Genomic DNA, 13,424 nt, shown 5'->3' on the forward strand with positions numbered 1-13,424 from the left:
GTCGATCACCTCAGCCGTGGTTGTGAACGATCGTCTTGATTGTCGAGAACTCGTGAAGGGCAGCGAAGCCTTTCTCGCGGCCGTGTCCGGACTTGCGCCTGCCACCGAACGGCAGTTCGATGCCGCCCCCCGCGCCATATCCGTTGATGAAGACCTGCCCACAGCGCAGCGCCTTCGCAACACGCTGCTGCCGGTTTCCGTCCAGCGTCCATACTCCCGCGACCAGACCGAATTCGGTGCCGTTTGCAATCCGGATTGCTTCTTTCTCGTCGTCGAACGGAATAGCGGCGAGAACCGGACCGAAGACTTCGACCTGCGCTAGGGTGGATTGTGGATCGCAGGGCCCGAAGAGCGCAGGCGCAACGTAAAACCCGTCTTCCGGTGAGCCAGTTGCTACCTTGCCGCGTGCAATCAAGGGAGAGTCCGTTCCGGAAATGAACGCCTGCACCCTGTCGCGTTGTTTGCCCGAGATAAGCGCGCCGAGCTCGCGATCCTGTTCCGAAGGTGCTGCCGTCAGTTCCTTGAAGCGTTCGGCCAGGCGTCCGACAACCTTGTCCCATATGGAGCGCTGGATGAGAGCACGGCTGCCCGCCGAACAGGTCTGCCCTCCGTTCTGGACGATGGCTCCCGCCAACACGGGCAGGACCCGATCCAGATCGGCATCCTCGAAGACGATCTGCGGGCTCTTGCCGCCGAGTTCGAGCGTACAGCCGATGAAATTCTTCGCCGCATTCGTCTGGATGATCACGCCGACTTCGGGCGACCCGGTGAAGGAGATGAAATCGATTCCGGGATGCTCGGACAGTGCCGCGCCAGCCACATGACCTTCGCCCGTGACGATGTTTATCGCGCCCGCCGGCATGCCGGCTTCCATCGCAAGCTTGCCGATCATGAGAACGGTAAGACAAGCCTCCTCGGCCGGCTTCATGATGGTCGCATTGCCCATTGCCAGGGCAGGAGCGAGCGTGCGTCCCACCATCTGCGCGGGATAGTTCCAGGGGATTATGTGCCCGGTTACGCCATGCGGCTCGCGGACCACCTTCACGTCATAACCCTGCATGAAAGGAATGTGTTCGCCATGCACCTTGTCGGCTGCCGCGCCGTAGAATTCGAAATAGCGCGCTGCGGCAACCATGTCCGCGCGCGCCTGGGAAATCGGCTTGCCCGTGTCGAGACTTTCGACCTGCGCGAGTTCTTCGGCGTCCCGGGTGATCAGTTCGGATATCCGGATCATGATGCGCCCGCGCTGCACTGCGCTCATCCGCCCCCACGCGCCTTCCTCGAAAGCGTGGCGCGCAGACGACACGGCAGCATCGATATCGCTGGCTCCGCTGGCGGCTATCGTTGTGAAGACCTTGCCGGTTGACGGCGCTACGACATCCAGCGTCCTACCGCTTTGTGCCGGAACCCAACTTCCACCGATCAGGTTCAGAGGTTCCGGTAGCTGGACGGTCATATCTGCGTTCCTCAAGCGGATCGGGACTCCGGCTAGCCTTCCTCCCCTATCGGAACGACAATAGGTCGGCTGGGCCGACACATCCAATAAGCGCTGCAACGAAGGGGTATAAGAAGGGTCTATGCTTTGTCTGGAAGCTGCGCCTGCCAGATACCACGCGCGACCAGGTTTGCCACGACCTCGCGGCAGGTCTCCTCGGTGCGCCTGCACGCCAGCGTGACCCCGGCGTTGGACGAGCGGACGAGAAAAACGTTACGCCTCAGATGCGGGTTGATGATGGGACTTCCCACCAGCGTGCCGTCAGAGACGAGGTCGTGCATGGAAGCCGGTGACAGGATGGTGTAGCCGCTGCCGCGCGCGACCAGCGCCTTGATCTGGGTGAGGGAATCCATCTCGATGGAAACCTTCGGCTCGAGTTGGTGCGCTTGCGCGATCCGTTCGATGAAGGTGCGCAGTCCGTGCCGCTCTGACGGCAGGACAAGTTCCGTGGCAAGGACGGCCTTCAGGTCCACGGGCTCCAGTGGCGGCGTGCTGAACGGCCAGTCCTCCGCGGCCGAATAGAACCAGAGGTCTTCAGTCAACAGTAGCGAGTTCGAACAGTCGCCGATGTTGGTGTTGTCGTAGAGCAGGGCGAGGTCGAGTTCGCCCCTGATGAGCCATTCGCGCAGATGCCCGGTCATGGCCTCGATAGCGCCGAACTTCACCTTCGGCATCTCGATGCGGATCGTTTCCGCCATTGGAATCGAGAGGGCCATCGAGATGGTTGGCGGCATTCCGAAGACAACTCTGCCGGATGGCTCGGAGCCGACGTTTACCACGTCCTCGCGCGCAGTCTCGATATAATTCTCGATCTGCCGTGCGTGATGGTAAAGGCGCTGCCCCGCCTCGGTCGGCACGATCCCGCGAGCGGTGCGGATCAGGAGCTCGACACCCAGTGTCTCCTCAAGATTGCGCACCAGTTGCGACAGCGACGGCTGCGCGATGCCGAGATTGCGCGCCGCGCCGCTCATGGAGCCGTTTTCCACGATCTCACGGAAGTATTTGAGCTGACGGGAGTCCAACGTTTGTCTTTCTTAAGCCTTGTCCATTGCCATGAAAGAGCGCTTTCAGTGGAGCCAGATGACATAAGACCTTGTGCGTTGTCTGTCACGCTACGTTAGAGGGAATGTCGCGTAGCGGCGCCACACAATGTTCCCCGCGCCGGCAAGGCGAAAGATTAAGCCACCGGGGGCAATGTCTTATGGCGAGCCTTCGCGGTGGAGCCACTAGACCATGAACGCCAGAGAGTAGCCAGTGCATGGACTTGTGCTACTGAAGGCCGATTACCAGCCGGCCTGACGGCAAGGCAAGGATACGGAACGCCCGTTGGCGAACCGCCAAGTTGCCGACTTCACAGCAGCCGTTCGACCTCGTCCCGCGTCGGCATGGAGGGCGCCGTGCCGGGGCGAGTTACCGAAATGCCTGCCACGGCGCAGGCAAAGCGCACGGCCTCCAGGGGGGCGACGCCACGGGCAAGCGCCGCTGCAAAGCCGCCGTTGAACGCATCGCCCGCGCCGGTCGTCTCCACGACGGGGCCGGCCGATATTGCAGGCACGTGCTCCGACTGCCGTGCGGTGTGGAGAAGCGCGCCCTTGTCTCCAAGCGTGATGACCGCCGCGCCCACACCGAGCGAAAGCAGCCTGTCACCAGCGCGCCGGGCGTCGTCGACACTTTCGACCTTCATTCCGGTCAGTTCTTCCGTCTCGGTCTCGTTGGGCGTAAGGTAGTCGCTGAGCTTGTAGATGCGGTCAGGCAGTTTCGCCGCCGGAGCCGGATTGAGGATCGTTGTGACTCCAGCCTCCCTTGCGATCTCCAATGCGCGCTCCGCCGCGTCGATAGGCTGCTCGAGTTGCGTGACAAATACGCCGGCCGAGCGGATAAGCGCGGCGTTTGCGTCGATGTCGGCGGAAGAGATCAGCGATGCCGCGCCCGGCGCGACGATGATGGCGTTGTTGCCGGTGGTTTCCTCGACGAAAATGTAGGCCGCGCCTGTATAGCTTTCGGGTGTCTCGATCACGGCGGCCTTGACGCCGGCATCCTTCCACGTCGCCAGTGCCATATCCGCGAAGGGATCACGGCCGAGCCGTGTGATGAACGTGACGTCCGCGCCGAGGCGACCGGCTGCGACCGCCTGGTTCGAACCCTTGCCGCCAGGGCCAAGCTTGAAGCCGGATCCGAGGATCGTTTCGCCCATGCGCGGCGCGCGGGCGGCACGATAGGCGGTGTCCGCGACGAAAACGCCGAGAATGACGACAGGTTTCTGCACGGCCATGGCTTAAGCGGCGTCCGGCGGAATCACGCCCTTGCGGAAGGCGAAGCAGCCATAGAAGCGACGTTCGCCTGTCTGGATGACGCAATAGGCCTGCTTGGCGCGCTCGTAGAAAGCATAGCGTTCGATCGAGATCATCGGCCAGCGCTTGCCCTCGGCCTTGTCGATCACCTTCTGGACTTCCTTCTGGACCGGCGGGACTTCCTTCGGCTTGCCGACAATCTCCATGCGGGCGGCCGCGTCATCCACGAAGCTGTCGAGGGGATAGACAGAAAGGATCGCTTCCGCTGCCTGCGCGGCGGTCGTGTTGTCCAGCCTCAACAGCTTTCCGAGCCTCGTCTGCCGGGCGACCGAGTCGGCGGGAAAATTAGTATCGCAGATGATCAGGTCGTCGCCATGTCCCATTGCGCGCAGAGCGTAAAGCACGTCCGCATTCAGCAGCGGATGAACACCTTTAAGCATGTGTCGAATTCCTCCCGGATAGATTCTGTTTGCGGGTCTTCAGACCCTCTGCCCGCTTTGCGGGTCGAAGAGATGGACCAGTTCCTCGCGCGGCCGCAGGTGAAGCGTGTCACCGGGCTTGAAATCGTGCCGTTCACGGAAGAGGGCAACGATCTCGCTCTCGCCGAAACGTAGGACGACCGTCGTCTCGGACCCTGTCGGTTCGACCACCGAAATGCGCGCAGCGATACCGTCCTCACCGACGATGTCGAAATGTTCGGGGCGCACGCCGTAGAGAATATCCTGTCCTTCGGAGAGGTTGTGCTCTCCCGTGAAGGGAAGGAGTGCACCGTCTATAAGAACGCCGTTACCCTGAACCTTGCCTTTCAGTATATTCATGGCGGGCGAGCCTATGAAGCCTGCAACGAAGGTGTTGGCTGGCCGGTCGAAAAGTTCGAGCGGCGCACCCATCTGCTCGATCCTGCCGGCCTGCATGACGACGATCTTGTCAGCCATGGTCATCGCTTCGACCTGGTCGTGGGTGACATAGACGGTCGTGGTCTTCAGGCGCTGGTGCAGTTCCTTGATTTCCGTGCGCATCTGCACACGCAGTTTTGCGTCGAGGTTGGAAAGCGGTTCGTCGAAGAGGAAGACCTGCGGGTCACGCACGATGGCTCGACCCATCGCGACGCGCTGACGCTGTCCGCCAGACAATTGGCGCGGATAACGATTCAGATAGGGCAGCAGATCGAGAATCTCGGCCGCCTTGCGCACTCTCTCGTCTATGGTTGCTCGGTCGGCGCCGCGCAATTTGAGCGCGAACCCCATATTCTGCGCGACAGTCTTGTGCGGATAGAGCGCATAGTTCTGAAAGACCATGGCGATGTCGCGCTTGCTCGGGGGCAACTGATTGACGACGCGATCACCGATGGCGATGGTTCCGCCCGTCACTTCCTCGAGGCCGGCGATCATGCGTAGCAAGGTTGACTTGCCGCAGCCCGACGGCCCAACGAGCGCCACGAATTCTCCGTCGGCGATGCCGATGGAGACGCCGTGCAGGACCTTCACTGCGCCGAAGGCCTTTGCCACATTCTGGATTGCGACCTGCGCCATCGTCCCCCCGGGCTGTGTTTCTGGCGGCAGAAGCTAGCCAACACCAAAGACCGAGTCCATCGCCCGTTTTCATTGACAAATCAACTTTGCCAATCGCGTTGACTCCAATCGGGCTTCATCCATAGTGTCGTTCGATTGCCTGCGATGCGTTCGCGGACTTTTCAGGGCCGAGGATGACCGAGGCCAAATAGCAAGGCCGCGTGTTGGGAGTACAAAGGTCTGCCTTGGTGCAATGGACTGAAATCCGATTCAAGCTTGGGAGGTTAGCTAGATGAAAGTGAGTCACTACGAGTATCTGATGCGTGCCGGCGCGACCCGGCGTGCGTTGCTCAAGGGCGCGGCGAGCATGGCGGCGGTTGCTGCGGCCTCGACGGGCACACTTGGTGCGTTGACCCGCCAGGTGTCGGCGCAGGACAATCTGCGCGCCGAGCTTTTGAAAATCCCCGGCGTCGGCGCCGGATCGCCTACTGACGCGGACTGGCAGAAGGTCGGCGAACTGACGCTCGCCGCCACCAAGGCCAATGTCGCCGAAGGCGAGTTCGCCGGCGTCGAACTGACCTTCATGGGTCTGAACAACCAGAACCTGCACAACTTCCTCTTCCGCGGTTTCCTGAAACCGTGGGAGGCCTATACCGGCGCCAAGATCAACTGGATCGACCTTGCGCAGGCCGACTACAACGCCCGCCTTCAGCAGTCGATTGCGACTGGAACGGTCGATTTCGACATCATCGAGATGGGCGCGCCTTTCGAAGGCGATACGGCGAGCAAGGGCCTGCTCGACGAGATGCCGGAATGGGTTGCGAAACAGATCGAAGCGGACGATCTGGTCGGCTATCTGAAGCCGCCGGTCGGCACCTGGGACGGCAAGACCTATCGCATTACCATCGATGGCGACTGCCACACCTTCGCCTATCGCAAGGATTATCTGACCGATCCGGCGATCTCCGGCGCGACGGGCGTTACCGAGATGCCGACGACGTGGCAGCAGGTCAATGAATGGTCGAAGAAGATCAAGGGCCAGAAAGACCCGCTGACCGGTCTCGATGCTTACGGCTTCCTCGATCCGCTCAAGGGGTGGGGTGGCTTCGGCTTCTACTTCCTTGAAGATCGCGCGTCGGCCTACGCGAAGCATCCCGACGACAAGGCCTGGCTGTTCGACCCGGATACGATGAAGCCGCGCGTCAACAACCCTGCCTTCGTGCAGGCCATCCAGGACGTGATGGACCTGATCGCGGCTGGCGCCTACCCGTCGGACCAGATCAACGCCGACCCGGGCACCACGGCCTTCCAGCAATTCCTCGCGGGTACCGGCGCGGGACTGACCTGGTGGGGCGACGTGGGTTCGATGGCGCGGACGTCGGATACTTCCGTGGTCGGCGATGTCGTGGGCTTCTCGATCAACCCTGGCTCGGACAAGGTCTACAACTCCAAGACAAGCGAGTGGGAGACTCCTGACGGCGGCAACTTCGCGCCGAACATGGCCTATATCGGCTGGGGCATTTACGTGACCAGCCGCGTTTCCGGCGATGAAAAGAAGCGAAAGGCCGCGTGGTCCGCTGCCGCCCATCTTGGCGGCAAGGACATCAGCCTCTGGACGTCGGCGTATCCGTCGGGCTTCCAGCCTTACCGCCAATCGCACTTCAACTACGACGAGTGGGAAGCTGCCGGCTACGATCGCGCCTATATCGAAGACTATCTCGGCTCGAACGCGGACAGCTACAACCATCCGAACGCCGCAATCGAACCGCGCATCCCCGGCATCTTCCAGTACTACTCGGTCGCCGAGGACGAACTGGCGAAAGGCTTCGCCGGCCAGTACAAGTCCGCGCAGGAGACGGCGGACGCGATCGCGGCCGCCTGGGAGAAGATCACGGACCAGATCGGACGCGAAAACCAGATCAAGCTCTACAAGGCTTCGCTCGGTCTTTAAGCAAATCGAGGGAGCGCGCAAAAATTTGCGCGCTCCCTCTTTCTCCTAGCAGTTTTCCAGCGACGGTCGTTCCGTCGTGGCGCATGAAGGTGACAGTGGGGACGCATTGAGCCAGGGTGACCTTCTTCACGTCGTCACCGCCGACGATATCTCCGACAGACGAAGGCTCTTCGGCCACGCCATCGTCTGGGGCTCGGCTCTTGTCGTCGCGCTCGTCGCGGCGCTCCAGACCGCCCAGCACATGGGTTATGGCGACTTCGGCTTTCAGACGTGGCGACCGGTGCTCTACGCCTACATCCTGTGGGCGGCATGTCTATGCTGGAGTCAGGTTCTGATCCGCGGAGAACACGGCAAGCGCACGCTGTTCGTGCTGCCGGCAGCCTTGTTCGTCGTTTCGCTGACGGTCTTTCCGCTGCTGTTCGGGCTGGTCATCGCCTTTTCTAGCTGGAACCTGTCCTCGCCGCTTGGCCGACAGTTCAACGGGCTAGACAACGTCCGCCAGATGTGGAGCGACCCGTTCTACTGGAACGCACTGCGAAACATGGTCTGGTATACTCTCGCGATCCTGGTGGAATACGTCATCGCCTTCGGCCTCGCATTGCTGCTGAATTCCGAGATCCGCGCGCGGAAATTTTTTCGTGTCGCTTTCCTGCTGCCCCTGATGCTTTCGCCCGTCGCCGTAAGCTGGATGATCGGCAAGTCGATGCTGGAGATACGCTTCGGGCCGGTGGCCCGCTTCGCGCGCTGGCTCGGATGGGACAATCCGTCCTTCTTCGGCTCGCCGGAGGTCGCGCGGATGACCATCATGCTGCTGGACGCCTGGACCTTCATCCCGTTCATGATGATCATGATCCTGGCTGGGCTGCAGGCCATCCCGAAGGAACTGACGGAGGCGGCAAAGGTTGACGGCGCAAGCCCGTGGAAGAGCTTCTGGGAGGTGACGTTCCCGCTGATGCTGCCGGTGTCGATCACGGCCATCCTCATCCGTCTCATCTTCAAGCTGAAGCTTGCCGATATCGTCATCAACCTGACGGCAGGCGGTCCCGGCGGCGCGACGGACACCGTGACATCGTTCATCTTCCGTGAGTATCGCGACCGCTCGAATGTCGGCTACGGAACGCTGCTGGCGATGGTCTATCTCGTCATCATCATCATCGCCATGACAATCCTGATGAAGCTGGCGGACAGGTTCGCGAGGCCAAAGACATGAGCGAGGCGATCTTTCGCGACGGCGAGACTGACCGCGCCTTCCAGACAAGGCGCATTGCCGGCAAGACGCTCATCTACCTGCTGCTGATCGCCTGGGCGATCGTCTGCCTGTTCCCGATCTACTGGACGATCACCACGAGCTTCAAGACCGCGCCGAATGTCATGCAGGGCGCGCTCATTCCTTGGGTGGACTACAAGCCCGCCTGGCTCGGCTGGCGTTCGCTCGGCCTGTCGCCGGAAACGATCGGAGCCGAAAGCACGGTGCGCGATCAGTTCATGCAGCGTTTCATCAATTCGGCGATCACCGCGATCTCCGCATCCACTATCGCCGTCATCCTCGGCTCGCTCGCTGCATATGGCCTGTCGCGGTTCTCTTACCGGTTCGGCTTCATGCGGAACTCCGACATATCCTTCTTCTTCCTGTCGCAACTGATCCTGCCGCCGGTCGTGCTCGCGCTGCCTTTCCTTGTGCTCTACAAGCAGCTTGCGCTGCTCGACACGCGGATCGGCCTGATCCTGCTCTATACGCTGACGGTGCTGCCGATCGTTATCTGGATCATGCGCGACCAGTTCGAGTCGATCCCGACCGAACTGGAAGAGGCGGCATTGGTTGACGGCCTGTCGATCTGGGGCGCCTTCTTCAGTGTGATCCTGCCGATCGCGCTGCCGGGGATGATTGCTGCCTTTATCCTCAGCCTCGTGCTGACATGGAACGAGTATTTCTTCGCGGCGCTGCTCACGTCGACCCATGCAAATACGCTGCCGGTCATGGTCGCGTCGCAGACGGGCAGCCAGGGCATAAGCTGGTGGTCGATGGCAGCGCTTTCCTTCGCTGCGATCATACCGCTGATCATCATCGGCGTTGTGCTCGAGCGTTACCTGATCAAGGGCATGACTGCAGGTGCGGTGAAGTAGAGCTGCCGCCGCGCGACGGACGGTCATTCCATGTTGGTGTGACGGCCGCGCATGGCTTCTGGCGTGACGTCGAGAATGTCCTTCAGCCTGAGGATCATGATCTCGAAAAGAAGGAACAGCGCGCCTTCGAATACCGAGCCCATCGGCAGGACGGACGTGCGTTTGGCGCCTTGGTCGTCGGCCATTGTCTGAGCCGGAATGAGCACCACATCGTCGGCAAGCGCCGCCGCGCTTGATTTGGGCTGGGCGGTCACGAGCAGGTTCCATGCGCCTGCTTCGCGCGCGACCTTCATCAGGGTCAGCACGGTCGTCGTTTCTCCCGGGCCCGAGCTGGCAAAGAACACGTCGCTTTCGCCGAGCGCCGGCATCGTCACGTCGCCAACCACCGAGACCGGCAGGTCGAGATGAAAAAGGCGCATCGCGAAGCCTTTCATCTGCAGGGCTTCGCGACCACAGCCGTAAATTCCGATGCGCCGCGCATTGGCAAGCGCAAGGCAGGCGCGCTCGATTGCGTCCGCATCGACGCGCGAGAGGACGGCATCAAGCTCGCCGAGCGCCCGGCCGAAAAGAGCATTGGTCGAATCGGTCATGACGGTTCGGCCATCAGGTCGCGGTTGCGGGAATAGAGTTCACGGAAGATGTGGTACTGGCGCGCATATGTGACGCGATGCGAGCGCGATGGGACAATGCGACGCGCCTCCGGGTTCCAGGCGGCGATATCTTTCTTCCTGACGTCACCGACAGCAAGCGCTGCCAGGAAAGCGTCGCCATAGCTCGCCCCGACCGTCTTTGCGCAAACGGTCTGCGCCATGCCGGAAATGTCTGACGTCGCCTGCGACCAGACCTTGTTCTTCGTGCCGCCGCCGACGGCGAGCAGTTTCTTCGGCACCTCGTCGATTTCACGATACGTATCGATGATGTGTGTCGTGCCGCAGGCGATACCTTCGAGCAGGGCGCGATAGAGGTCGCCGCGTGTGTGTGTGAGGTTGAGCCCGAATATCATACCCTTCGCATCGGGATCATGGATAGGCGTCCGCTCGCCGGAGAAGTACGGGAGCATCACCAGTCCCTTCGCTCCCGCCGGCGATGCTTCCGCTTCGCGGGAGAGTTTTGCGAAAGCCTTACCGCGATCAATCTCGCGCGCCGCGATGTCGCGAAACCAGTGGGTCAGCGTCCCGCTTGTGGCTAGCCCCGCCATTGAGGCATGCTCGCCAGGAAAGAGCCACGGCGCGTACCAGAGCCGCCCGTCGGCGATGCGCTCTTTCGACAGCATGATGGTGAAGATCGTTGAGCCGTACATCACCATCATGTCCCCCGGCCGGGTGACGCCGACGCTCAGCGCTTCGGAGGCTGCGTCGATTGTGCCTGCGATCACGGGTGTACCCTTCGCCAGACCGGTCGCGCGGGCCGCCGCCGCGGTAACGTGGCCTGCGATATCCGTTGTCCAGACGATTTTCGGAAGCCGTTCCTGCTCGATAATGTCAGGTGCGAGTTCGCTGCTCCACGCCTGCTTGTCTATCAGGTAGAGCGGCGAAAAATTGGCGGCCGAATAATGATCGATCACGCATTCGCCTGTCAGTTTCTGCACGAGGTAAGTGGTGGAGGTGACGATCTTCGCCGCCTTGGCGAAAATGTCGGGCCGGTTCCTTTTCAGCCACAGGATTTTCGGGCCGACCGATTGCGACGTCAGCGCATTGCCGCAGAGGCTGAGGATACGCTCAGGGCCGATTGCCGCGTTCAGTTCCTCGATTTCCTTGGTAGCACGCGTATCGACGCCGTAAAGCGCCGCGTTGGACAGCGCCTCGCCATTCTCGTCCACCGGCAGCATGCATGGGCCGATTGCACTCGTTCCGACCGCCCGGATCGTCTCGGGCGCGATCGCACTCTCGGCCAGCATCCGGCGGCAGATGTAGGTGAAATCTCCCCACCAATCCTGCTTCGGGCGATGTTCCGCCCAACCCGGTTGCGGAACCAGCATCTTGTGCGGACGGGAAGCGTTGGCGACGACTCGACCTTTTTCGTCGACGATGACCCCCTTCGATTCGAAGGTGCCGATGTCTATGCCGAGATAGTGCCTCATTCGTAGTCGTCCCGATCGAGGCTGAAACTGTCGTCGATCCTGCTGATCGCTTCGACGAGAAGCGTGGTGAGTCCTTCCAGGTCGGACAAGTCGCAGACCTCGAGCGACGAGTGCGAATAGCGCATCGGGAAACCGACATCGACTGAGGCGACGCCTCCGCCGACAAGCTGGACGTAGGATGAGTCCGTCAGCGCACCAACATGCGCGCTTCGCTGCAGTGGGACGCCGATGCTTTGCGCCGACTGGTCGAACAGGGCCACAAGCGCCGGATGCGGGATCGTGCCGTTCAAGGTGCCGCGGCCATGGAAGGAATACATGCTCATAGCGGGCCCGCCACCAAGCTTAATGTCGCCGCGATAACCCATGTCGGGCGTATCGGTCGCCAGCAGCAGGTCGAGCTGGATCGCGATGTCGGGTTGCAGAACCTGTGCCGCCGTGAGTGCGCCGCGCAGGTTGAACTCCTCCTGCACCGAAAACACGAAGTGAACCGTCGGCCGGTCGGGCTGCTCGATGATCTGCCGGGCGGCCTCGATGACGACCGCGCATCCGGCGCGATCGTCGACCGAAGTGCCGGCGATACGCTGGTCCGAAAGCCCCAGCCAGTACGGCCGGTAGACGACAGGCGACCCGATATCGACACCGGCCTCAAGCGCCTCGTCGGCGCTGGCAAATCCGGCGTCGATGTAGAGGTCCTGATAGGGGACGATCTTGTATTTCTCCTCGGGTGTCGTGGCGTGATGGCTCTTGTTGGCAATGATGCCGGGCCGGTCGCGCCCGGGCGCCACGCAGATCAGCACTTCCTGCGAGGGCAGGGCACGTTCCGGTACGCCGCCCAGCCGCTCGATGCGCAAAAAGCCATTCGGCTCAATCTTGCGCACAATGAAGCCGAGCTGATCCATATGCGTAAAGAGCATGACCGATGGCGCGTCGGAGTCGCCGTCGAGCGTGGCGATCAGGTTGCCGAGCCCGTCGGTGCGCGTCACCAACCCGAGTTCCTGCAGACGGCCTGCAAGATATTTCCGCACGCGCCCTTCATAGCCGGACAGGCCGGGGATGAGCATGAGGTCGCAGAGCAGCGTCTTGAGACGCTCTCCGACCTTGCCGAGCCGGACCGTCCCGCTCATGCGCTGCGCGCCGCCCGCGCCAGCCGCATGAATTCGGCGGCACGATCAGGGTCCACTGCGTTCCATGTGTTGCCATCGACCTTGAGCGACGAGCCGACGATGCAGCCATCGGCAATAAGAAGCACGTCGCCGACCGTTGCGTGCTTGACGCCGGTATTGGCGAGAACCGGCGTGTCGGGCAGCACCTTCTTAACGGCTTCAAGGTCAACCATCTTCGCCGCCTCGCCAGTGATCTGGCCGGACACGAGAATGGCATCGGGAATGCTTGAGAACACGGCGCTGCGGGCGCGGTCGGGCAGGCTGCGCTGGTCGAGAGAATGCGCGAACTCCGCCGAGACATTGTAGAGCAGCGCCAGGTCCTGCCGGTGCAGCCGATCGCGGTAGCGCATCGCCTTTCCCGCATCCGGCGTCCAGGGTCCCATGTCGGAAGCATACGTGCCGGTGAAGATCTCGCGGACGAACGCCGCGCCCGTGCCTGCCGCCAGCGCGATCGACGACATCGGATCCCACAGAACATTGACGCCGAAGGGTACGGTGATTTTGTCGCGGACGCGACCGATCGCATAGGCCATCGTCGCGGTCGAGGCCGTATCGACGGCGAATTCGTAAGGACGATCGTTTTCGTTGCCGAACATGATCGCGTCAAAGCCCGCCTGTTGCAGCGCGTCGATATCCCGGCTTATTCCGTCAATGATCCCGTCTAGCCCCCGGTCGGCGTCATACAAGGGCGAGCCCGGCAAGGCGCCAAAATGCACCATGCCGATCACTGGCTTGCCCGCCCCGAATACGCGCTTGAACTTATCAGTCATGAACTCTCCTTGTGTTCCGCGAATGCTAGCAAGCGACTG

12 protein-coding genes are annotated in these 13,424 nt (G+C 61.7%); 3 read left to right on the top strand and 9 right to left on the bottom strand.

Annotation, left to right across the window (positions count from 1 at the left end):
* Positions 1–10 precede the first annotated feature (10 nt).
* The 5 genes from ABMA32_RS03975 to ABMA32_RS03995 form a co-directional block, all read right to left on the bottom strand.
* Positions 11–1,456, bottom strand: a complete 1,446-nt coding sequence (locus ABMA32_RS03975; protein WP_349012421.1) for an aldehyde dehydrogenase family protein — start codon at positions 1,454–1,456, stop codon at positions 11–13.
* A gap of 119 nt (positions 1,457–1,575) precedes the next feature.
* Positions 1,576–2,517, bottom strand: a complete 942-nt coding sequence (locus ABMA32_RS03980; RefSeq protein WP_349012422.1) for a LysR substrate-binding domain-containing protein — start codon at positions 2,515–2,517, stop codon at positions 1,576–1,578.
* Between the two features lie 329 nt (positions 2,518–2,846).
* Entirely contained in the window at positions 2,847–3,767 is a 921-nt protein-coding gene (rbsK, locus tag ABMA32_RS03985; protein WP_349012423.1) for a ribokinase, read from the bottom strand.
* 3 nt (positions 3,768–3,770) lie between these two features.
* A complete protein-coding gene (locus ABMA32_RS03990; protein ID WP_349012424.1) occupies positions 3,771–4,226 on the bottom strand; it encodes an RbsD/FucU family protein in 456 nt (151 codons plus the stop codon).
* A gap of 39 nt (positions 4,227–4,265) precedes the next feature.
* Positions 4,266–5,318, bottom strand: coding sequence for an ABC transporter ATP-binding protein (locus ABMA32_RS03995; RefSeq protein ID WP_349012425.1), 1,053 nt, complete (start codon positions 5,316–5,318; stop codon positions 4,266–4,268).
* 271 nt (positions 5,319–5,589) lie between these two features.
* Between ABMA32_RS03995 and ABMA32_RS04000 the strand changes: the two genes are divergently transcribed.
* The 3 genes from ABMA32_RS04000 (at position 5,590) to ABMA32_RS04010 (ending at position 9,372) form a co-directional block, all read left to right on the top strand.
* Positions 5,590–7,248 (top strand): extracellular solute-binding protein, encoded by a 1,659-nt coding sequence (locus ABMA32_RS04000; protein ID WP_349012426.1) that lies wholly within the window; start codon positions 5,590–5,592, stop codon positions 7,246–7,248.
* A gap of 106 nt (positions 7,249–7,354) precedes the next feature.
* Positions 7,355–8,458: a carbohydrate ABC transporter permease gene (locus ABMA32_RS04005; RefSeq protein WP_349012427.1), complete on the top strand. Its 1,104-nt coding sequence runs from the start codon at positions 7,355–7,357 to the stop codon at positions 8,456–8,458.
* On the top strand, positions 8,455–9,372 hold the full coding sequence (locus ABMA32_RS04010; RefSeq protein ID WP_349012428.1) for a carbohydrate ABC transporter permease: 918 nt from the start codon (positions 8,455–8,457) through the stop codon (positions 9,370–9,372). The genes ABMA32_RS04005 and ABMA32_RS04010 overlap by 4 nt, the downstream gene beginning before the upstream one ends.
* 23 nt (positions 9,373–9,395) lie before the next feature.
* Here ABMA32_RS04010 and ABMA32_RS04015 read toward each other — a convergent pair whose 3' ends face one another.
* From ABMA32_RS04015 to ABMA32_RS04030, 4 genes are read right to left on the bottom strand one after another with little or no spacing between them, the layout of a single operon-like run.
* A complete protein-coding gene (locus ABMA32_RS04015; protein ID WP_349012429.1) occupies positions 9,396–9,962 on the bottom strand; it encodes an SIS domain-containing protein in 567 nt (188 codons plus the stop codon).
* Positions 9,959–11,452, bottom strand: coding sequence for an FGGY-family carbohydrate kinase (locus ABMA32_RS04020; protein WP_349012430.1), 1,494 nt, complete (start codon positions 11,450–11,452; stop codon positions 9,959–9,961). Before ABMA32_RS04020 ends, ABMA32_RS04015 begins: the two co-directional genes overlap by 4 nt.
* A complete protein-coding gene (locus ABMA32_RS04025; RefSeq protein ID WP_349012431.1) occupies positions 11,449–12,576 on the bottom strand; it encodes a M42 family metallopeptidase in 1,128 nt (375 codons plus the stop codon). Before ABMA32_RS04025 ends, ABMA32_RS04020 begins: the two co-directional genes overlap by 4 nt.
* Positions 12,573–13,385: a BtpA/SgcQ family protein gene (locus tag ABMA32_RS04030; RefSeq protein WP_349012432.1), complete on the bottom strand. Its 813-nt coding sequence runs from the start codon at positions 13,383–13,385 to the stop codon at positions 12,573–12,575. The genes ABMA32_RS04025 and ABMA32_RS04030 overlap by 4 nt, the downstream gene beginning before the upstream one ends.
* Positions 13,386–13,424: the final 39 nt, after the last annotated feature.

It is taken from the genome of Mesorhizobium quangtriensis (assembly GCF_040081925.1).
Classification (GTDB): Bacteria; Pseudomonadota; Alphaproteobacteria; order Rhizobiales; family Rhizobiaceae; genus Mesorhizobium_K; species Mesorhizobium_K quangtriensis.